Below are 20,669 nucleotides of genomic sequence, written 5' to 3' on the forward strand. Positions count from 1 at the left end.
GTCCATGAACACGAAGTCCTTGATCCGCTATGCGCTGGTTGCTGCTGCAGCCTCCTTGTCACTCGCCGGCTGTATCAGTGCGCCTCCGGCCAAGCCGGCGGTTGTTGACACCACCACGCCGGCACAGCGCCTGGCAGCGGTGGATGCCATTGCCGGCGTCGACGACACCGAGTTGTCGGTGCAGCCGCTGCGCGATGCACAGGTGGACGATCTGCGCCAGGCCGCCATCGCCAAGCGCAAGGCCGGGGATCTGGCTGGCGCAGCCGAAGCCTTGAACGAGGCGCTGCTGCAGGTGGCGGACGACCCGGGCATCTTGCAGGAGCGGGCCGACGTTGCCCTGTTGCAGGCCGACTGGCAGCGCGCCGAGACCCTGGCCAAGAAAGCGCTGGATCTGGGTTCGCGCACCGGTCCGCTGTGCCGCCGCCATTGGGCGACCATCGAACAATCGCGCCTGGCCCGTGCCGAAAAGGAAAACGCCGTCTCCGCGCACGCGCAGATCGAAGGCTGCACGGTGCCGGGAATCAAGCGTTTTTGATTTGTGCCGGGAATCGGGAGTTGGGAATAGGGAATCGATAAGTCTGAGCGCTGGGCGAAGGTGGACGCCGCCATTGCCGTGGCGCGATCAAGGTTCCGAGTGCGGTTCATCCCCATTCCCCGTTCGCGATCCACCATTCCCAACGCTCAAGCCATGTCCTCCCTAGTCACCGCCAGCTGCGAAGCACTCAGTGAAGGCGGCGCGCTCGCGCGCCAGCTTGATGCCTTCGTGCCGCGGCCCTCGCAGTTGCGCCTGACCGGGGCAATCGCCGAGACCTTGCAGCAACGCGATGTGCTGCTGGCCGAGGCCGGCACCGGCACCGGCAAGACCTATGCCTATCTGGTGCCGGCCTTGCTGTCCGGTTTGAAGACCATCGTCTCCACCGGTACCCGCGCGCTGCAGGACCAGCTTTACCACCGCGATCTGCCGCGCGTGCGCGCCGCATTGGGCGTCGGTCATCGATCCGCGCTGCTGAAGGGGCGGGCGAACTATCTGTGCCGCTACCGGCTGGACCAGGCACGCGGCGAGCCGCGCTTCAGCTCGACCGAGCAGGTAGCGCAGTTCCAGCGCATCCTCACCTGGTCCGGCCGTACCCAATACGGCGACATGGCCGAGTTGGATGGATTGCCTGACGATTCGCCGCTGCTGCCGATGGTCACCTCGACCGTGGACAACTGCCTGGGCAGCGATTGCCCGTTCTGGAGCGATTGTTTCGTCGTGCAGGCGCGGCAGCGGGCGCAGGAAGCAGACCTGGTGGTGGTCAACCACCATCTGCTGCTCGCCGATCTGGCACTGAAACAGGAGGGCTTTGGCGAAATCCTGCCCGGTGCGCAGGCTTTCGTCATCGATGAGGCGCACCAGCTGCCCGAGCTCGCCGCCAACTTCTTTGGTGAAGGGTTCGGCATGCGTCCGTGGCAGGAGCTGGCACGCGATTGCCTGGCCGAATGCCGCAGCGTCGCGGGTGCGCAGGCTACCCTGCAACAACCGGTGGCGACGCTGGAGTTGGCGCTGCGCGAACTGCGCGAGGCAATGGAGAAACTGCCGCAACGCGGCACCCGCTGGCGCGCCCTGGCAGTGCCGGCGGTAGCCGAAGGCTTTGATGCGGTTGCTGCGGCGATGGCGCAGCTGCGCGATGCATTGAGCTTTGTGCGCGAGGCCTCACCCGGACTGGATGCCTGCCATGCCCGCGCGCTGGAAGGCGTGTCACGGCTGTCGCGATGGTTGGATGACGGCGACGGTGGCGCGGTCGATGCGTGGGATATCGATGAGGTCGCGGTCGCGCCGGGAGAGGGGGCGACGCCGGCGTTGCCAGCGGGAAGTGACTCGCTGTTTCCCGTCGATGATGGCAACGATGTGCTGTGGTACGAGCTGACCCCGCGTGGCTTCCGCTGCCAACGCACGCCGATGGATGTGTCCGGTCCGCTGCGCGAGCACCGTCTGCGCTCGATGGCGGCCTGGGTGTTCACCTCGGCCACGCTGACCGTGGATGGCGGCTTCGACCATCTGGCCAAACGCCTGGGGCTGGATGACCCGGACACGCTGGTGCAGCCCAGTCCCTTCGATTGGCAGCAGCAGGCCCTGTGCTATCTGCCCCAGCAGCTGCCCGATCCGGCGGCGCGTGGTTATGGCGCGGCCTTGATCGCCACCTTGCGGCCGGTGCTGGAAGCCTCGCAGGGCAGGGCATTCCTGTTGTTTGCCTCGCACCGGGCGCTGCGTGAGGCCGCCGATGCGCTGCGCGATGGGCCATGGCCGCTGTTCGTGCAGGGCGAGGCGCCGCGCGCCAGCCTGCTGCAGCGTTTCCGCGAGTCCGGCAATGGCGTGCTGCTGGGCGCGGCCAGCTTCCGTGAAGGCGTGGACGTGGTGGGGGACGCGCTGAGCGTGGTGGTCATCGACAAGCTGCCGTTTGCCGCACCGGATGATCCGGTGTTCGAAGCGCGGCTGGATGCGATCCGACGCCAGGGCGGCAATCCGTTCCGCGACGAGCAGCTGCCGCAGGCGGTGATCGCGCTCAAGCAGGGCGTGGGCAGGCTGATCCGCAGCGAGACCGACCGCGGCGTGCTGGTGCTGTGCGACCCGCGGCTGCTTTCGCGCGGCTACGGCCGCATCTTCCTGGATTCACTGCCGCCCTTCCGCCGTACCCGCGCATTGGCCGATGTGCAGGCCTTCTTTGCGCGACAATGGGCGCCGGAGGCGGATTCCGCCAGCGCGACGGCCTCGGCCGACGCTGGTTCCGAAGCGCCACCGTTCTCCCTTTCCTGATGTGATGCCATGAAGCTGCTTGCCTTTGAAACCGCCACCGAAGCCTGTTCCGTCGCCCTGTATGTGGATGGGCAGGTATTGGAGCGGTTTGAAGTAGCGCCGCGCCGGCATGCCGAACTGAGCCTGCCGTGGGCAGAGCAGTTGTTGGCCGAGGCCGGTGTCGCCCGCAGCCAGCTCGACGCCATCGCGCTGAGCCGTGGACCGGGTGCATTCACCGGTGTGCGCTTGGCTATTGCGATCGCCCAGGGCATTGCCTTGGCACTGGACCGGCCCTTGCTGCCGGTATCGACCCTGCAGACCCTGGCCTTGCGTGCACCGGCCGACGCGCCGCGCGTATTGGCCTGCATCGATGCGCGCATGGGCGAGCTATACGCAGCGCGCTACCTGCGTGATGCCGATGGCGAGCTGCAGTTGCAGGAGCGTGAGCTGCTGGTCGCGCCGGAGCATGTACAGCTGCCGGCCGATGACAGCATCTGGGCCGGTGTTGGTACTGGTTTCGCGGCGGGTGAGGGTGTGTTGAGCGCGCGCCTGCAGCCACGCCTCAGCAGCGTGGATGCGCAGGCCCTGCCCAGCGCTGCCGATGTGCTGAAGATCGCTGTACCGGCAATGCTGCGTGGCGAAGCGATCGCCCCGGAGCTGGTGCAGCCGGCTTACCTGCGCGACAACGTCGCGCTGACGCTGATCGAACAGCAGGCGCTGCGCGATTCCAAGCGTTGAAGCGGTCGCGGGGTGTGATGGTTGTGGGAGCGGTGTAAACCGCGAAGCTCATGGACCATCAGATGGCGATCAGCTTGGTAGTTCGGGCGTTGCCAGCTTCGCGGCTTACGCCGCTCCCACAAAACCAACATACAGGACTGGTTGCTCAACGATCGTCGTGCAACTGCCCGCCGGGCAGGAACATCCAGGTGCGGGTGACCTGCAGGATGTCGATATCGTCGCTGGTTTGCGGCAACGCCGGGAACGGCTGCGCCTGCTCGATCACACGCAGGGCGGTGGCGTCGAGCAAGGGCACGCCGCTGCTGCGCAGCACGCGGCTGCTCTCCACGCTGCCATCGCGGCGCACGCCGACGGTGATGACCACCTGGCCGGCAAGCCGGCGCTGGCGTGCTTCGTCGGGGTAGTTCAGGTTGCCGACGCGTTCGGCGCGGTCGACCCAGGCGCGCAGATAGTTGGCATAGGCGTATTCGCGGGTGCTGGCCGAGACGAACTTGCGGTTGGGACGCTTGGCGTACTGCTCCGAGCGCAGATGCACCTCGGCGGCCAGGCGTGCCATTGCCGCGTCGCGCTGTTCGCGCGCGTTCATCGGCGCGTTGGCATCGGGACGATCCGGCAGCGGCTGGGTCTGGGCGGTCGCAACCGGGTCCTTGCCCTGGGTGCTGGTGATGATGCGTGCCTGCGGTGGCGGTGGTGCGGCTGCACTCTGCGCCTGCAGCGGTACCGGTGCCAGGCCGTCCTGCAACTGCGGCACGATGCCGGCCTGGGCGTCGCGCGGACGCTGCGCCTTGTCGTGGTCACCGCCGCCCTGCTGGTTGGCCTGGGCCAGGAAGTCGGCCTGTTTGGGCGTGAGCGGGGTGCTGGTCTGGCTGAAGATCACGTCCAGCGTCGGCACCAGCGGGGCGTTGTCGCTCACCGCGAAGCCCACCCCGAGGATCAACAGGCCATGCACCAGCGTGGACAGCACCAGGGTGGCGGTCAGGCGTTGCTGTTCGGTTGCCCGCGGTGCGGCGGGCAGGACATCAGGCTGGGAATACATCAGGCCGCGTCAGCTTCAAGGGCATCAAACAGCTGTCCGGCGATGTTCAGGCCGTACTGTGCATCGAGTTCGCGCACGCAGGTGGGACTGGTGACGTTGACCTCGGTCAGGTAGTCGCCGATCACGTCCAGGCCGACGAAACGCATGCCGCGGCGCTTCATCTCCGGGCCGACCTGGGCGGCAATCCAGCGGTCACGTTCGCTCAGCGGACGGCCTTCGCCGCGGCCGCCGGCGGCCAGGTTGCCGCGGAATTCGTCGCCCTGCGGAATGCGCGCCAGGCAATAGTCCACCGGTACACCGTCGATCAGCAGGATGCGCTTGTCGCCGGCGCTGATGTCGGGGATGAAACGCTGTGCCAGCGCCAGGTGGCGGCCGCCGTCGGTCAGCGTCTCGAGGATGACGTTGAGGTTGGGGTCGCCGGTGCCACTACGGAAGATCGAACGACCGCCCATGCCATCCAGCGGCTTCAGCACGGCCTGGCCATGTTCGAGCACGAAGGCCTTCAGTTCGCGGGCATTGCGGCTGACCAGGGTCGGCGGGCAGCACTGCGGGAACAGCAGCGCGGCCAGCTTCTCGTTGAAGTCGCGCAGGCCCTGCGGGTCGTTGACCACGCTGGCGCCGGCCTGTTGGGCGATGCCGAGGATATGGGTGTCATACAGGTACTCGCCGTCGAACGGCGGGTCCTTGCGCATCAGCACGATCTGGCCGGGGCCGAATACCAGGGGGGCGAATTCGCCCAAGCTGAACCAGCCTGCCTTGTCGTCGCGCACCTGCAGCGGGGCCGCCTCGGCCTGGGCCTGGCCACCGTGCAGCGACAGCCCGCCGGGGCGCACATAGTGCAGGCGGTGGCCACGACGCTGGGCTTCCAGCAGCATGGCGAAGGTGGTGTCCTTGGCGATCTTGATGTCGGCGATGGGGTCCATCACCACGATGACGTCTAAAGGCATGACTTGAATCCAGCAGATCTGGACGAGGATGTTAGCGGTTCGGGGCAGGGCCGCACAGCGCGGAAAGCGGAACGCTGAGGCTGAATGGCGTTGCGCTTTTATTGCGAACCCGGTCACATTATCTTGGCGATCGGCCAAGTCCTGCGGGCATCGCTTGACACTTCGCGGCTGGGCTGGGATATAGATGCGCTTTCGCGGCAATATCGCGTTTGATATCGGTCGCGCGTTCGGGGAACAAAAATGGTTGAAAACATGGCTGCGGGTGGGGAACTCGCAGGGCTGAAGGTGATGGTGATCGATGATTCGAAGACCATCCGACGTACGGCTGAAACACTGCTCAAGCGTGAAGGTTGTGAGGTCGTGACCGCCACTGACGGTTTCGAGGCATTGGCCAAGATTGCCGACCAGCAACCGCAGATCATCTTCGTCGACATCATGATGCCGCGTCTGGATGGGTATCAGACCTGCGCCTTGATCAAGGGCAACCAGCTCTTCAAGTCGACACCGGTGATCATGTTGTCATCCAAGGATGGCCTGTTCGACAAAGCCCGTGGCCGCATCGTCGGCTCCGAGCAATACCTCACCAAGCCATTTACCCGCGACGAACTACTAGGTGCCATCCGCACATACGTCAACGCCTGACCAGGGGGGAAAGGCAAAAATGGCTCGAATTCTTTTGATCGAGGACTCACCGACCGACAGGGCGGTGTTTACGCAATGGTTGCTCAAGGCTGGGCATGAGGTGTTGTCGGCTGACAATGCCGAGGACGGCCTGCAGATTGCCCGTGAGCAAGGGCCGCAGCTGGTGCTGATGGACGTGGTGTTGCCGGGCATGAGCGGTTTCCAGGCGACCCGCGCGCTGTCGCGTGACGAGGCCACCCGTGCCATTCCGGTGCTGATCGTCAGCACCAAGGGCATGGAAACCGACAAGGCCTGGGGCATGCGCCAAGGCGCCAGCGATTACATCGTCAAGCCGCCGCGCGAGGATGATCTGATCGCGCGGATCAACAAACTGGTGGGTTGATGCGTTCTCCATTCGACATCCTTGAAGCCTACGAACGCCGCAGTCTGGCGCACGCGGTACAGCTGCCCGAGCGCAGCTTTTCGCAGGATGTCTGGCGTGGCGTGGGCTACCGCGTTGGCAGCCGGCATCTGGTCTCGGATTTCCGCGAAGTGGTGGAAATCGTGCCAATGCCGCCAGTGACTCCGGTTCCCGGCGCGCAGTCCTGGTTGCTGGGCGTGGGCAACCTGCGTGGCAACCTGTTCCCGGTGGTGGACCTGAAGAACTTCCTGGAAGGTGAGCGCACCGCGCCACAGGAAGGCCAGCGCGTGTTGATCATGCGCCAGAGCGGCGGCGACGTGGCACTGGTGATCGACGAGTTGTATGGCCAGCGCAGCTTCGAGGCGTCGATGCAGGTGCCTGCCGGCGATATCGCGCAGGGCCGTTACACGCATTTCGTCGAGCGAGCCTTCCATGATGAGGGCCGTGATTGGGGCGTTTTCTCGCTGTCACTGCTTTCCCGCACCCCTGAATTCCGGCAAGCGGCCGCCTGATCGGCACGCTTGCCTCTTCGTATTGAGACCGAGGTCGAACGATGAGTACTGCTCCTGAAGCCGCCAAGGCCGGCAAGCTTGGCAACGTAAGCACCAACTTCTGGTTGGGCTTGTTGGTACTCTCGATGGTCGTGTTCGGTGCCAACACCGGCGTGGCCACCTGGCAGGGCAGTCGCCTGGCCGGTGCCAGTACCGGCGCCGCCGATCTGCAGGTGCTGTCGCAGCAGCTGGCCAACCAGGGCCGTGAAGCCGTGGCCGGTAGCCGTGAGAGCTACGCCGCGTTCAAGGACACGCGCAGCAAGGTGGAAAGTACGGTCAGTGAGTTGCAGGGCCGTTACGGCAACGAGAGCGGCGTGTCCGGTCCGTTGGGTGCGCTGGTCGATACCTGGAAGCCGCTGTCCAAGAACGCCGAGCAGATCGTCGCCTCCGAGCCGGCCGTGCTGGCGCTGGCCGGTAACGCCGACAGCTTCGTCGGTGCGGTGCCGCAGCTGCAGGCGCAGTTGAACGAAGTGGTGCGTGCGATGACCGCCGGTGGTGCCCAGTCCTCGCAGGTCTACAACGGCCTGCAGCAGGTGGTGGTGGTTGGCACCATGGCCCGTCGCGTGACCGAAATCCGCGCAGGTGGTCCTGGCGCAAGCGGCGCCGGCGACGCGCTGGCACGCGACATGGTGGTGTTCACCCAGGTGCTGGAAGGCCTGCGCAACGGCAATGAGGAAATGGGCATCGCCGCCGTGCGCAACGCCAACGCCCAGGTTGCGCTGGAACAGTCCGCCAACCAGTGGGCAAAGATGAAGAAGGACGCCGACGCCATCCTGGCCAGCTCGCGCAACCTGTTCGCCGCACAGTCCTCGGCCGCCGCACTGGCGACCGGTTCGGACAAGATGCTGGAGCGCAGCCGCAAGCTGTTCGATGCGTTCTCGGCCTTCGGTTCGGCCCGCGATACCCGTATCTTCCCGAACTTCTGGTGGAGCGTGATCTTCGGCGGCCTGTCGGTGCTGTCGATCATCGGCTTCGTCTGGAGCACGGTGCGTACCCGTTCGCGTGAGCAGGACGTGCGTTACCAGACCCAGGTGGAATTCAACAGCCGCAACCAGCAGGCGATTATGCGTCTGCTGGACGAAATCAGCTCGCTCGGTGAAGGTGACCTGACGGTGAAGGCCTCGGTGACCGAGGACATGACCGGCGCCATCGCCGACGCTATCAACTACGCCGTGGACGAACTGCGCCACCTGGTGACCACCATCAACGACATCTCCTCGAAGGTGGCGGTGTCGGCACAGGAAACCCAGGCAACGGCAATGCAGCTGGCCGAAGCCGCCGGCCACCAGGCCGACGAGATCACCAGTGCCTCGGACCGTATCGGCGAAATCGCCACCTCCATTGAGCAGGTGTCGCGCAACTCCACCGAGTCGGCCGAAGTGGCACAGCGCTCGGTGGTCATCGCGACCGAAGGTGCCGGCGTGGTGCGCCAGACCATCCAGGGCATGGACCAGATCCGCGACCAGATCCAGGAAACCTCCAAGCGCATCAAGCGCCTGGGTGAGTCCTCGCAGGAAATCGGCTCGATCGTGGAACTGATCAACGACATTTCCGAGCAGACCAACATCCTGGCATTGAACGCGGCTGTGCAGGCAGCCTCGGCCGGTGAGGCCGGTCGCGGTTTCGCTGTGGTGGCCGACGAAGTGCAGCGCCTGGCAGAACGTACCTCCGGCGCAACACGCCGAATCGAAGGTCTGGTGCAGGCGATTCAGGCCGATACCAACGAAGCCGTCACCTCGATGGAACAGACCACCGCCGAAGTGGTGTCCGGTGCGCGACTGGCCGAGGACGCCGGTACCGCGCTGACCGAAATCGAGCGCGTGTCCAACGCACTCAATAACTTGATCAAGAGCATCTCCATCGCCGCCAACCAGCAGGCCTCGGCAGCTACCGACATCACCCAGACGATGGGCGTGATCCGGCAGATTACCGGCCAGACCTCGCAGGGTGCGGGGCAGACGGCCGACTCGCTGGGTCAGTTGAACCAGTTGGCGGCAGAGCTGCGCCGCTCGGTGGCCGACTTCAAGTTGCCGGCCTGAGCGGACTGATCGGGCGGGGATGCAAAGGAATCAGCAGATGAAGTTTCGTCACGACGCAACGCAGGGCCGCCCGGACGGCATGCAATTGATGCTGCACGGGGGAGTGCGATGAGTACCTTGCGCGATGCGATGAGCCACGCCGCACTGGGCTGGGTGAAACCCGAGCTGGACGAGACCCTGCGCCAGGTGCGCAATGAGGTCGAAGCGTTCGTGGAAGATCCCAGTGATACCAGCCGCATGCGCTTCTGCGCCGGCTACCTGCACCAGGTGCAGGGCACGCTGCGGATGGTCGAGCTGTATGCGCCGGCCATGGTCGCCGAGGAACTGGAACTGCTGGCCAATGCAGTTCGTGATGGGGCTGTTCCCGAGCGTGACGAGGCCTGCGCCACGCTGATGCGTGGCACCGTGCTGCTGCCCGATTACCTGGAACGCCTGCAGAACGGCCATCGCGACATTCCGATCGTGCTGCTGCCGCTGCTCAATGACATCCGTGCCGCGCGCGGTGCCGAGGGCATCAACGAGAGCGTGTTGTTCGCCTTCAACCCAGACGCCAGCGACGCCAGCGCCGATGAACTGGAACATGCACGCGGCAGCCTGAGTGGACGCAACCGCGAGCTGCTCGACACCGTGGGCAGCGCGGTCAAGGAAGAACTGATGCGCATCAAGGATGCGCTCGATCTGCATATGCGCATGGACGGCAACCCGGCCGACCTGCAGGTGCAGGTCAACGAACTGGGCGCGGTCTCAGACACCCTGGGCGTGATGGGCCTGGGCGTGGCCCGTGGCATCGTCGCCCAGCAGCGCGATGCGCTGCGTGAGGTGGTCGATGGTGCGCGCCAGATCGACGACAACCTGTTGCTGGATATCGCCGGCGCATTGCTCTACGTGGATGCATCGCTGGACGACCAGGTGGCCCATCTCGGCGCCAATGTCGCCGGTGACGACGATGCCGGTTCGGTGGAAACCCGCCGTACGGTGGAAGTGCTGGCACATGAAGCCATTGCCAACTTCACCGCGGCACGCGAATCGTTCGTCGCGTTCATCGAGACCAACTGGGATCACGCGCGCCTGGCCGAAGTGCCGCGCCTGCTCGGCGAAGTGTCGGGCGCGTTGCGCATGCTGGAGATGCCGGTACCGGCGGACTATCTGCTGGCCGTGCGCCAGTACATCGACGTCGAGCTGATCGCACGCCAGCGCATTCCCAGCGGTCGTCAGCTCGATACCCTGGCCGATGCCATGGCCAGCCTGGAATACTTCCTGGAAGCCCTGCGCGACCGTCGTCCGGGCCGCGAGGAAATCCTCGATATCACCCGTACCAGCCTGGAAACACTGCGTTACTGGCCGATTCCCCCGGTGCAGGTTGTGGCCGCCACGGCGGCAGTCGAACCGGTTGCCGCCGAAGTCATTGCTGCACCTGTTGCCGAGCTGGCAGCAACGCCGAGCACCGTTGTGGACGAGGCAGTCGCCGCCGGCCAGGACGATGTGCCGCATGCGTCTGCTGACGCAGTCGCCGACGCGGCGCCTGCTTCCGAACCGGCTCCTGTCGTTGCAGCGCCGGTGATCCCACCGCCGTTGCCGTCGTTGGATGCGGAGGTGAAGCCGCAGGCTGCCGCGGTCGATTACCCCTTGGTGTTTGGTGCGGCCATCAATGCCGTGGCAATTTCCAGCATTCCGGCACAGGCAGCAGAGGTGGCGGATTCTTCCGTGTCGGCACCGGCCGACACCAGCGCTGCGGTCTCCGCATTTGATCCGGTAGCCGCCGAGAGCTCCGGAGCTGAAGAGAGCAGCTTCACGCTGGCCCCGATGGTGCTTGAGGGGCACGACGAAGCCGCGGCGCCAGCAGATTTTGAAGCTCCCGTGTCGCTTGCTGCCTCGTTTGATCCGGTAGCCGCCGAGGACGCGACGATTGAGGGCGCGAACGACAGCTATCGTTTCGACGCCTCGTTGCTGACGCTGGATGACACCGATGCACAGGCGCCGCACGCGGCTGAACTGAGCAAGGATGATCTGGCCGATGCGGAGCTGGTCAACGCCGCCTTTGCCGATGCCGAAGTCGATGCCGATCCGTTCTTCAATCCGGAGCTGGAGACCAGCAATACCTCGATCGAGGATGCAACGCTTGCGCCGGCACAGATAAGCAGCGATTGGGACCTGGCCGCCGCGCCGGTGGAACCGGCCTCCACAGTGGTTGAGCCGGTTTCCACGCTGGATACCGAAACCGCTGCATTCATGGCGCAGCTGGATGCCGCCGCCGAGGCCTTCGACCCGTTTGCGTTGCCCGAGTCGCTGCAGCCCGAGCTGGTCACGGCCGATGTGGGCGAAGTCGCGGCCAGTGCCGCGACGCCTGCAAGGACCGTGGCACCGACGCAGCAGCTCGAGGGCGGCTTCATCGATGGCGGTGACGTGATCGATCAGGACATCCGCGATGTCTTCATCGAGGAGTTCGACGAGGAGCTCGAAAATCTGGGCAACCTGCTGCCTGCCTGGCGCGCGGCGCCTGCCAACATGGAAAGGCTGCGCCCGGTGCGCCGCGTATTCCACACCTTGAAGGGCAGTGGTCGTCTTGTCGGCGCGCGCACCCTGGGTGAGTTCAGCTGGAAGATCGAGAGCATGCTCAATCGCGTGCTCGACGGCAGCCGTCCGGCCAGCCCCGCGGTTCTTGCCGCGGTAGCGCAGGCGTATGACGTATTGCCGGAATTGAATGCCGCATTGCGTGGCACCGGCAGCATCCAGTCCGATCTGCTGGGCATGCAGGAGGTGGCCGACCGCGTCGCTGCGGGTGAAGAAGCGTTCTACGTCACCGGCGCCAGCGCCGTTGCAGCTGATGTGGCGGTTGGCGAGGTAGCGGCGGAGTCCGATGCGGAAGCAGCCTTTGCGCCCGCCGGCGACGCTGAAGTTGCCGAACAGGCTGACGGCACTCCGGCTTCCGTGGACGAGGTGTTGCGCGAAATCCTCGAGGCCGAGATTGGCGCCCACCTGGATACGGTGCATGCCTGGTTGGCGGCTTCGGCCGTGCAGCCGCAGGCCGTCTCCGAGGACCTGTTGCGTGCGGTGCACACCATGAGTGGTGCATTCGCGATGACCGATGTGCCGGTGATCACCCAGATCACCAGCCCGGCGGAAACCTTCGTCAAGCGTTCGCTGGCGGCGTCGGTCACCCCGACGGCTGCTGGCGTGGATGCGTTGGCGCAGATGGCCGCTGCGGTACACACCACCATCACGGCCTTGCGTGCGTCTTCGCCGCGTATTCCTGCATTCCCGGGCGTGGCCGAGCGTCTGCAGGCCCTGGTCGATGCCTTGCCGGACGCCAAGTGGCCGCCGATGCAGGCAGACGAAGAACTGCTCGCCAATGACAGCGTAGCTGCGCAGCCGGCAGCGCCGGCGGGCAATGACATGAACGCCGAGCTGGTGGGGGGCGAAGACCTTTCCGCGTACTTTGACGCAGGCTTGCTGGAGGAGACCCCGGGTAGCCAGGTCTCGCCGGAAAGCATCGAACAGCCGGCCACGGCAGCCGAGCCTGAAATGCTGTTGCCGATGGGGGCCGCCGCCGAAACCAGCGGGTCGGAGCAGATTGAGCTTGCGGATACCGTTGCCGCCGACGTGTCGTCGACGGTGCTGGAAGTCGCCAGCGATATCGAGCCGGCCACGCCAGTTGCTGCTGATGCGCCGGTCGAACTGGCCGACAGCATCGAGCTGACCGAGGTCGTCGCGCCGGAAGCTGCGCTGGATCCGGTTGAAACGGTTGATCAGTACGATGCAGTGCGGGCCTCGACCTGGGGCGTTGCCGCGGAAGCGGTGGAAGGTGATCAGGAGCCGGTCGCGGAAGCCTCCGATCCGACGCTCGAAACCGAGCCCGAAGTAGGCGAGGTCGAAGCCGCACAGACGACTACCGCGGCAGGCGATGCCGCGGTTGAGGCCGATGCGCTCACTTCGACCGAAGACAACCAGGAAGACGAGGCGACGGCTGTCGAGGTTCCCACCGATCAGCACGATCACGACAGTGTGATCGCGCGTGCGCTGGCAATCGCTACCGGTACGGCTACGGTGGTTGCCGGTGTGGCCCAGCTGGGTTCGAGCGAAACCGAAGTCGCAGCGGAAGTCCCGGTCGAAGCCGAGGAAGAAGCAGAAGTAGAAGCATCGAACGCGACAGCGCAGATCGAAGAAGACCAGCCGATTGCGGAGTCCACCGAGCAGAGCTCTGCCGCGGTCGAGGACGGCGTCGTGCAGGCATCGGCTGACTCCGTGCAATCGGGCGAGGAGGCCGCAGTTGCCGATGCGCCGGAGGCAATGACAGCTGCGTCGCTGGAAGCTCTCGACGCCGCGGATGCAACGCTGGCTGGCGAGGACATCGCGGCCGTCGAGGAACACGGCACAAGCGAAGCCGTTGCTCCGGACGAAGAACCCATCGTGGTTGCAGATGCCGGGCAGGACGACGACGTCGTTCAGCCGGAACACGTCCAGCCTGAAGCGGCCGGGGCGTTTGGAACGACCGCCGTGGACGACAGTGCAGGCCAGGTCGACGCCGGGACCAGCATCGAACCGAAGGCGGAACTGGCTCCGCTCACCGCCGCCTTGCCGGAAGAGGTCGCGGCACCGGTCGCCGCCGCTGCTGCGCATGAGCTTGATGCCGGGCCGCTGAATTTTGCCGACCTGGATCGCGAACTGGTCGATATCTTCGTCGAGGAAGGCAAGGACCTGCTCGATCATTGCGATGGTCTGATCAACGACCTGCGCGCGGCGCCGGAAGATCGTGAAGCCTTGGCCGGCTTGCAGCGTGACCTGCATACCCTCAAGGGTGGTGCACGCATGGCGGGCATCAATGCCATCGGTGACCTTGGCCACGGTATCGAATCGCTGCTGGAAGCGGTTGCGGCCAACCGTACCGAGATCACCCGCAGCGACGTGCAGCTGCTGGAGCGCGGCTTCGATCGTCTGCACCAGTTGTTGCTGCGTACCGGCGAGCATCGCGCGGTACAGATGCCGACCGACCTGATCACGGCCTTCGAAGCCCGTACCGACGGCCGCGCCGAGGCCGCACAGGCGCCGGTGGAAGCCGCTGTCGGCACGTTCGAGCCGGCATCGCAGAAGTTTGCCGCTGACGATGTGCAGCCGCAGCCGGTGGCGCAGAATGCGCCGCTGTCGGCACCGCTGCGCGAAGAGCAGGCAGGCAACGAAGACGAAGGTGCGCCGCGCGGCCAGGAACAGGTGCGTGTTCGCGCTGACCTGCTCGACAGCCTGGTCAACCATGCCGGTGAAGTGGCGATCTACCGCTCGCGCCTGGAGCAGCAGTTGGGTGCCTTCCGTGGCGCCATGGCCGAGCTGGACCGCACCAACGCACGTCTGCGCGACCAGTTGCGCCGCCTGGACCTGGAAACCGAAGCGCAGATCGTGGCGCGTTACCGCCGCGAGCATGAGCAGGCCGACCAAACCTTCGATCCGCTGGAACTGGACCGCTTCTCCACCCTGCAGCAGCTAAGCCGTGCGCTGAACGAATCGGCAGCCGACTTGGGCGGTCTGCAGGGGGTGCTGGACGATCTGTCGCGCAACTACGACACCTTGCTGCAGCAGCAGTCGCGTGTCAGCTCGGAACTGCAGGATGGCCTGATGCGCGCGCGCATGGTGCCGTTCGACGGTCTGGTGCCGCGTCTGCGCCGTGTGGTGCGTCAGGCCGCGCAGGAAACCGACAAGCAGGTGCACCTGAAGCTGGAAGGCACCCACGGCGAACTCGATCGCAATGTGCTGGACCGCATGGTCGCGCCGCTGGAGCACATGCTGCGCAACTCGGTTGCACATGGCCTGGAGCAGCCGGCCGCACGTGCTGCCGCAGGCAAGCCGGAAGAAGGCGAAATCGCCCTGCGTCTGCGCCGCGAAGGTTCGGAAATCGTGCTGGAAGTGGGCGATGACGGTGCCGGCCTGGACCGCGAGGCGATCCGTCGCCGCGCCGAGCAGCGCGGTTTGTTGGGTGCCAACGAGCAGATCGACGATACCCAGCTGGACCAGATGATCTTCGCCTCGGGCTTCAGTACCAGCGAACAGGTCAGTCAGCTGGCCGGCCGTGGTGTGGGCATGGACGTGGTGCGCAACGAAGTCCGTCAGCTCGGCGGCTCGGTGGACATCCACTCGGTGCGTGGCCAGGGCGCGACCTTCACCCTGCGCCTGCCGCAGACGCTGGCGGTCACCCAGGCGGTGTTCGTCCGCATCGGCGAAACCACCTATGCGGTGCCGGTGGCCTCGGTCAGCGGTATCGGTCGTATCTCCCGCGAGCGTTTCGAGTCCGGGCAGGGCGGTTACCACTACAACGGCGAAGACTTCAGCCTGTACAACCTCGGCACCCTGGTGGGCCAGGTTGCAGCCAAGGCCGAAGGCCAGGCCGAGATCCCGCTGCTGCTGGTGCGCTCCGGCGACCTGCGTGCGGCGGTGGCTATCGACCAGGTACTGGGCAACCGCGAAGTCGTGGTCAAGCCGGTGGGCCTGCAGATCGCCTCGGTGCCGGGTATCTACGGCGCCACGATCACCGGCGAAGGCAACGTGGTGGTGATCCTGGACGTGGCACCGCTGGTGCGTCGTCACCTCACCCAACCGCAGCAGACGGTGGAAGTGATCGAGGCCAGCAGCCAGCGCCATGTGCCGCTGGTGATGGTGGTCGACGATTCGCTGACCATGCGCAAGGTCACCGGTCGCGTGCTGGAGCGTCACAACCTGGATGTAGTGGTCGCCCGCGACGGCGTGGAAGCGCTGGAGCAGTTGGAAGAGCGCATCCCGGACCTGATGCTGCTGGATATCGAGATGCCACGTATGGACGGCTACGAGCTGGCCACCGCGATGCGTGCCGATCCACGCTACAAGAACATTCCGATCGTGATGATCACCTCGCGCAGCGGCGACAAGCATCGCCAACGCGCCTTCGAGATCGGCGTGCAGCGCTATCTCGGCAAGCCGTACCAGGAGTTGGATTTGATGCGCAATGTCTACGACCTGCTGGGGATCGCCCGTGCACGCGACTGACGACACTGCCAAGCCGGTTGCCTTGCTGGCCCGCGCCGGCGCCGCCCGGGATCGCCTGCGCGAAGCGCTGGTCGCTGCCGGCGGCCGCATCGTGCTGGAAGAGGATCCCAACCAGCTTGAGCCGTCCGCACTTGCCGCGGCCGCGCCGCAGGTGGTGCTGGTGGCCTTGGAGCCGGCGGTGGAGGACGCGCTGGAGCGACTGGAATCGGTGCTGGAAACACCGGAACTGTCGCTGCTGTTCGAGGAAGCCGAGCTGGCCGCACGTCGCGAGGGCTGGGAGGCGCAGCGTTGGATCCGCCATCTGGCGGCCAAGCTGCAGGGCCATGGCAACGTGCTGCCGCCCGGTCTGGAGCATGAGGAGGCGGAGCCGGCGATTGCCCTCGAACCCGGCATGCCGCCGCGTCCTGCTGACGGGCATGTGGATGCACCATTGCAGTTCCATCTGGACGAGGCACAGGTGCAGGCCTACGACCTGCCCGCTGATGAGATCTACGAGGCCCCGGCCCGTGCGCTTGCGCCGCGCCCGGAGGTGCTGTCCTTCGAGGAATTGATTGCGGGCGCTGCGCAGCCGGTCGCAGCCGTGCCGCCGCCGCTGCCGGCGGAGCCGGTTGTGGTGCCAGTGGCGACGGAATCCGAAGCCGAGCCCGCCAAGGTGCCGCTGGGCGATTTCAGCAGCTGGTCGCTGCTGGAGGATGATGGCTATGAAGCGGCGCCTGCTGCGGCAAGTGCGGTCCAGGTGCCGCCGCCGGCCCTGGCCAGCCTGCTCAACAGCGAGTTGTCACTGGTTGAGATCGACGAAGGCGCTGCCGAAGGCAATGGGGCAGTGTTGTTGATCGCCGGCATCGGTGGTCCGGATGCGGTGCGCCGTGTGCTGGCCGGCCTGCCCGAAGACTTCGCGCGACCGGTGCTGGTGCAGCTGCGTCTGGACGGCGGCCGCTACGCCAACCTGGTCAAGCAGATGGCGCGGGCGACGCCGCTGCCGGTGACCTTGGCCGATCCGGGGCAGAATCTGGTTCCGGGCGATGTCTATATTCTTCCCGACGTGATCGGTGTGGAGTCGAGTACCGAGGGCCTGCGCTTCTGCGCGGAAGCCAACGACTTGCTTGAAGCCCTGCAACCCGACCGCAGTGCCGTGCTGATGCTCAGTGGTGCCGACGTGGCGTTGGTTGCCCCGGTGCTGGAATTCGCCGGCAAGGGCGGCTGGGTGGCGGGGCAGATCGGTGAGGGCTGCTATGACCCGGCCGCCGCCAGCCAGCTGGCTGTCGCGGGCATGCGCGCCGGTGATCCGGAATATCTCGCCGCCGAATTGGCAGTGCATTGCGCGGCGTGACCGCTGCGCGACCCAGGAACTGACGATGAGCTACGCAAACAACGATGAAGTCCGTGGGGTACTGATACAGGCCGGTACCGAACGCGTATTGCTGCCCAACGCAACGGTGGCGGAAATGATGTCGCGCGTGGCGGTCGAGCCGATCGCCAATGCCCCGGCATGGCTGGTCGGGCAGATCGCATGGCACGGCTGGAGCGTGCCGTTGCTGTCCTATGCCGGGCTCAGTGGCCATGGCAACGAAATGGTCGGCGGCAACAACAAGGTGGTGGTGCTCAAGGCCCTGGGTGGCAACCCGGACCTGCCGTATTTCGCCCTGTTGACCCAGTCCTTCCCGCAGCTGATCGCGGTACCGCGCGATGGCCTGCTGGCCGATGCATCGGAAGAAAGCCTGCCGGTGGGCGTGCATATGCGCGTCCTGCTCGGTGAACAAAGCGCACTGCTGCCAGACCTGGACGCAGTTGAAAGCGCCGTGATCCTGGCCCTGGCAGAAGCCGTAGCCTGACCGAAAGGTAGTGCCGAGCCATGCTCGGCAGCGGCCTTCCCAGCGATCTTCGGCATTTGTAGGAGCGGCGTAAGCCGCGAAGCTCGCACTCCAACAGATTGCAGACCGGTTGGTGATTCCAGTGGCGTCGGCCTCGCGGCTTACGCCGCTCACATACCGGGTGGGTACAGCTGTAACGCCCCAGCCGAGCATGGCTCGGCTCTATAGGCGGGCCAGGCATTACCTGTAGTGCCGAGCCATGCTCGGCAGAAGCTTTCCCGGCAATCCTCAACATTGCGTGAGCGGCGTAAGCCGCGAAGCTCGCACTCCAACAGATTGCAGGCCGGTTGGTGATCTTATCGGTGTTGGCTTCGCGACTTACGCCGCTCCCACAAACACCGACAGCGGGTTTGTCGGCAATGCTCACGCCGAGCACGGCTCGGCGCTACAGGTCGCCCAGCCGCGCCTGCAGGGCCGCGATTGCCGCCAGGCCGGCGGTCTCCGTGCGCAGGATGCGCGGACCCAGCTGCAGGCCCTGGAAGCCTGCCTCGCTCAGTTGCTGACGGTCACGCGGTGACCAGCCACCTTCCGGCCCGATTGCGATCACCACGCCGTTGGCGGGTGCTGCCGGCAGCGAGGCCAGGCGATGCTCGCCCAGCGGGTCCAGGGTCAGTCGCAGGGTCTGCCCGGGCAATGCTGCCACCGCCGCGGCCAGCGCCTGCGGGCTGGCAATGGACGGAATCCGCGCGCGCCCCGATTGGCCACAGGCCGAACCCACCACGTTGCGCCAATGCGCGATGCGCTTTTCGGCGCGTGCTGCGTCCAGTTTTACTTCGGTGCGCTCGGCATTGACCGGGATGATACGGCTGACCCCCAGTTCGGTGGCCTTCTGCAGGATCAAGTCCATCTTCTCGCCACGCGCAATGCCCTGCAGCAAGGTGATGGCCAGTGGCGATTCGTTGTCGACGGCCTGGGCACTGTCGATGTGCACCTGTACCTCGCGCTTGCTGATCGCGCTGAGGGTGGCGGCATAGTCATGGCCATCGCCGTTGAACAGGATGCAGCTTTCGCCCTCGCGCAGGCGCATCACCCGGACCAGATGGTTGGCCACATCCTCCGGCAGGGACAGGGTCTGGCCGACGGCAAGCGGCAGTTCAATCGGGCTACGGGTAAGGCGCATGGGTGTTCTCGCAAAGGCGGTGCCGCGTGGGGAGCGGCTGGGTCTGCTAGCATTTCAACGTCATGAAAACGTATCTGCCAATGCGCATTCTATCGGTCTACCGTCGTTTTGCCCGGAGTGGCGCATGAGTCGCCGTCTGCCACAGATCCACAACGTGTTCGAAGAACACATCGGTCCCTTCCGCCAGCAGCAGCTGGACCTGGAGTTTTCCAACGGCGAGCGACGGCATTTCCAGCGCCTGGTGAGTGGCGGACACGGTGCGGTCGTGGTGGTGCCCATGTTCGATGACGAGACCGTATTGCTGGTGCGTGAATACGCAGCTGGCCTGCATCGTTACGAACTGGGTCTGGTCAAGGGCCGCATCGACGAGGGCGAGACGCCAATCGAGGCCGCCGACCGTGAGCTGAAGGAGGAGGCCGGTTATGGCGCGCGCAGGCTGGATGCGCTGCGCAGCCTGACTCTCGCACCTACTTATATGAGTCACCAATCCACGCTGGTAGTGGCGCGCGACCTGTATCCGCAGCGCTTGCCTGGTGACGAGCCGGAAGAGTTGGAAGTGGTGCCGTGGAAGCTGGCCGAGCTGGACCAGCTGATGCTGCGCGAGGATTTTTCCGAGGGGCGCTCGCTGGCAGCCCTGTTCATTGCCCGTGAGTGGCTGCGAGGTGGCGCATGAACGCAGTAGTTGATGACGTCCTGCGCGAAGGCGTGTTGGACATCGCCCAGCGCGCAGGCGCGGCGATCATGCAGGTCTATGCCAACGGTTTCGACGTCGAACAGAAGGCCGATGACAGCCCGGTCACCACGGCCGATCTGGCCGCGCACCGGCTGATTGTTGCCGGTCTGGCGCAGCTGACCCCGGACATTCCGGTACTGTCCGAGGAATCGGCCCAGTTGCCCTGGGAGACGCGTCGGCAGTGGCAGCGCTATTGGCTGGTGGACCCGCTGGACGGCACGCGTGAATTCATCAAGCGCAATGGCGAATTCAGCGTCAACATTGCATTGATCGAAGATGGCGTGTCGGTGTTTGGTGTCGTACAGGCACCGGTGACCGAGGTCATCTGGCATGCACAGCGCGGTGGCCAGGCCTGGCGCCGCAGCGGTCAGCAGCAGGACGCGATTACTACCCGGGTGCCACCGGCATCGCCGTTGCGGGTCGCTGCCAGCCGCTCACACGCCAGTGCGCGCACCGCTGGCTTGTTGGCACGGATGGGTGAAATCGAGCTGGTCGCGCAGGGCTCGTCGCTGAAGTTCTGCCGCATCGCTGAAGGGACGCTGGATGTGTACCCGCGCCTTGGGCCAACCAGTGAATGGGATACCGCCGCCGGTCAGTGCGTGCTGGAGGCGGCGGGTGGTGTCGTGTTGGCGGCCGATGACGGCGTGCCGTTTGCCTACAACCAACGCCCGCGTCTGCTCAATGGCGACTTCGTTGCCCTGGGTGATGCCTCGTTGCCGTGGCAGGCGTGGGTGGCCGGGCTTTGACGCCCAGCCACTGGCTGCCTGCAGTGAACTTCAAACGCCGGCGACTGCCGGCGTATTCGTAACAAAGG

General features: G+C 65.6%; 15 protein-coding genes. 12 read left to right on the plus strand and 3 right to left on the minus strand.

The annotated features are described in order from the left end of the window. Nucleotides 1–4: 4 nt before the first annotated feature. The 3 genes from RT131_RS11115 to tsaB all read left to right on the plus strand — a co-directional run bounded on the left by RT131_RS11115 (nucleotide 5) and on the right by tsaB (nucleotide 3,511). Nucleotides 5–535: a hypothetical protein gene (locus RT131_RS11115; protein ID WP_313172880.1), complete on the plus strand. Its 531-nt coding sequence runs from the start codon at nucleotides 5–7 to the stop codon at nucleotides 533–535. A gap of 153 nt (nucleotides 536–688) precedes the next feature. Further along, nucleotides 689–2,794, plus strand: a complete 2,106-nt coding sequence (locus RT131_RS11120; RefSeq protein WP_313172881.1) for an ATP-dependent DNA helicase — start codon at nucleotides 689–691, stop codon at nucleotides 2,792–2,794. A 9-nt stretch (nucleotides 2,795–2,803) separates the two neighbouring features. Continuing rightward, nucleotides 2,804–3,511: a tRNA (adenosine(37)-N6)-threonylcarbamoyltransferase complex dimerization subunit type 1 TsaB gene (tsaB, locus tag RT131_RS11125; RefSeq protein ID WP_313172882.1), complete on the plus strand. Its 708-nt coding sequence runs from the start codon at nucleotides 2,804–2,806 to the stop codon at nucleotides 3,509–3,511. A 145-nt stretch (nucleotides 3,512–3,656) separates the two neighbouring features. Here the strand turns inward: tsaB and RT131_RS11130 are convergent, their stop codons facing one another. Then, nucleotides 3,657–4,547: an energy transducer TonB gene (locus RT131_RS11130; RefSeq protein ID WP_313172883.1), complete on the minus strand. Its 891-nt coding sequence runs from the start codon at nucleotides 4,545–4,547 to the stop codon at nucleotides 3,657–3,659. Beyond that, a complete protein-coding gene (gene gshB / locus RT131_RS11135; RefSeq protein WP_313172884.1) occupies nucleotides 4,547–5,494 on the minus strand; it encodes a glutathione synthase in 948 nt (315 codons plus the stop codon). The genes RT131_RS11130 and gshB overlap by 1 nt, the downstream gene beginning before the upstream one ends. Before the next feature lie 240 nt (nucleotides 5,495–5,734). Between gshB and pilG the strand changes: the two genes are divergently transcribed. From pilG to RT131_RS11170, 7 genes are all read left to right on the plus strand, one after another. Then, complete coding sequence (pilG, locus tag RT131_RS11140; RefSeq protein ID WP_057628851.1) at nucleotides 5,735–6,136, plus strand: twitching motility response regulator PilG; 402 nt, start codon at nucleotides 5,735–5,737, stop codon at nucleotides 6,134–6,136. A 19-nt stretch (nucleotides 6,137–6,155) separates the two neighbouring features. Further along, entirely contained in the window at nucleotides 6,156–6,518 is a 363-nt protein-coding gene (locus RT131_RS11145) for a response regulator (protein WP_303747144.1), read from the plus strand. Continuing rightward, complete coding sequence (locus RT131_RS11150) at nucleotides 6,518–7,048, plus strand: chemotaxis protein CheW (RefSeq protein WP_313172885.1); 531 nt, start codon at nucleotides 6,518–6,520, stop codon at nucleotides 7,046–7,048. Before RT131_RS11145 ends, RT131_RS11150 begins: the two co-directional genes overlap by 1 nt. A 41-nt stretch (nucleotides 7,049–7,089) precedes the next feature. Next, nucleotides 7,090–9,126: a methyl-accepting chemotaxis protein gene (locus RT131_RS11155; protein WP_313172886.1), complete on the plus strand. Its 2,037-nt coding sequence runs from the start codon at nucleotides 7,090–7,092 to the stop codon at nucleotides 9,124–9,126. Nucleotides 9,127–9,234: 108 nt separating this feature from the next. Next, the gene (locus RT131_RS11160; RefSeq protein ID WP_313172887.1) at nucleotides 9,235–16,131 is read left to right on the plus strand and encodes an Hpt domain-containing protein; all 6,897 of its coding nucleotides are present in this window, start codon (nucleotides 9,235–9,237) and stop codon (nucleotides 16,129–16,131) included. Beyond that, a complete protein-coding gene (locus tag RT131_RS11165; protein ID WP_313172888.1) occupies nucleotides 16,118–17,461 on the plus strand; it encodes a chemotaxis protein CheB in 1,344 nt (447 codons plus the stop codon). The genes RT131_RS11160 and RT131_RS11165 overlap by 14 nt, the downstream gene beginning before the upstream one ends. 25 nt (nucleotides 17,462–17,486) lie before the next feature. After that, a complete protein-coding gene (locus RT131_RS11170) occupies nucleotides 17,487–17,963 on the plus strand; it encodes a chemotaxis protein CheW (RefSeq protein WP_313172889.1) in 477 nt (158 codons plus the stop codon). A gap of 424 nt (nucleotides 17,964–18,387) precedes the next feature. On the opposite strand, the gene RT131_RS11175 is transcribed toward RT131_RS11170, so the two are convergent. Then, nucleotides 18,388–19,122 (minus strand): 16S rRNA (uracil(1498)-N(3))-methyltransferase, encoded by a 735-nt coding sequence (locus RT131_RS11175; RefSeq protein ID WP_313172890.1) that lies wholly within the window; start codon nucleotides 19,120–19,122, stop codon nucleotides 18,388–18,390. Between the two features lie 124 nt (nucleotides 19,123–19,246). On the opposite strand from RT131_RS11175, the gene nudE reads away from it, so the two are divergent. Together nudE and cysQ are read left to right on the plus strand one after the other, a co-directional pair. Then, on the plus strand, nucleotides 19,247–19,795 hold the full coding sequence (nudE, locus tag RT131_RS11180) for an ADP compounds hydrolase NudE (RefSeq protein ID WP_313172891.1): 549 nt from the start codon (nucleotides 19,247–19,249) through the stop codon (nucleotides 19,793–19,795). Then, nucleotides 19,792–20,601, plus strand: coding sequence for a 3'(2'),5'-bisphosphate nucleotidase CysQ (gene cysQ, locus RT131_RS11185; RefSeq protein ID WP_313172892.1), 810 nt, complete (start codon nucleotides 19,792–19,794; stop codon nucleotides 20,599–20,601). The genes nudE and cysQ overlap by 4 nt, the downstream gene beginning before the upstream one ends. Nucleotides 20,602–20,669: the final 68 nt, after the last annotated feature.

This window comes from Stenotrophomonas sp., assembly GCF_032066555.1.
Lineage (GTDB): Bacteria > Pseudomonadota > Gammaproteobacteria > Xanthomonadales > Xanthomonadaceae > Stenotrophomonas.

Coding starts and splice junctions, on each gene's coding strand:
- RT131_RS11115 (WP_313172880.1), top strand. CDS start 5: ATGAACACGAAGTCCTTGATCCGCTATGCGCTGGTTGCTGCTGCAGCC.
- RT131_RS11120 (WP_313172881.1), top strand. CDS start 689: ATGTCCTCCCTAGTCACCGCCAGCTGCGAAGCACTCAGTGAAGGCGGC.
- tsaB (WP_313172882.1), top strand. CDS start 2,804: ATGAAGCTGCTTGCCTTTGAAACCGCCACCGAAGCCTGTTCCGTCGCC.
- RT131_RS11130 (WP_313172883.1), bottom strand. CDS start 4,547: ATGTATTCCCAGCCTGATGTCCTGCCCGCCGCACCGCGGGCAACCGAA.
- gshB (WP_313172884.1), bottom strand. CDS start 5,494: ATGCCTTTAGACGTCATCGTGGTGATGGACCCCATCGCCGACATCAAG.
- pilG (WP_057628851.1), top strand. CDS start 5,735: ATGGTTGAAAACATGGCTGCGGGTGGGGAACTCGCAGGGCTGAAGGTG.
- RT131_RS11145 (WP_303747144.1), top strand. CDS start 6,156: ATGGCTCGAATTCTTTTGATCGAGGACTCACCGACCGACAGGGCGGTG.
- RT131_RS11150 (WP_313172885.1), top strand. CDS start 6,518: ATGCGTTCTCCATTCGACATCCTTGAAGCCTACGAACGCCGCAGTCTG.
- RT131_RS11155 (WP_313172886.1), top strand. CDS start 7,090: ATGAGTACTGCTCCTGAAGCCGCCAAGGCCGGCAAGCTTGGCAACGTA.
- RT131_RS11160 (WP_313172887.1), top strand. CDS start 9,235: ATGAGTACCTTGCGCGATGCGATGAGCCACGCCGCACTGGGCTGGGTG.
- RT131_RS11170 (WP_313172889.1), top strand. CDS start 17,487: ATGAGCTACGCAAACAACGATGAAGTCCGTGGGGTACTGATACAGGCC.
- RT131_RS11175 (WP_313172890.1), bottom strand. CDS start 19,122: ATGCGCCTTACCCGTAGCCCGATTGAACTGCCGCTTGCCGTCGGCCAG.
- nudE (WP_313172891.1), top strand. CDS start 19,247: ATGAGTCGCCGTCTGCCACAGATCCACAACGTGTTCGAAGAACACATC.
- cysQ (WP_313172892.1), top strand. CDS start 19,792: ATGAACGCAGTAGTTGATGACGTCCTGCGCGAAGGCGTGTTGGACATC.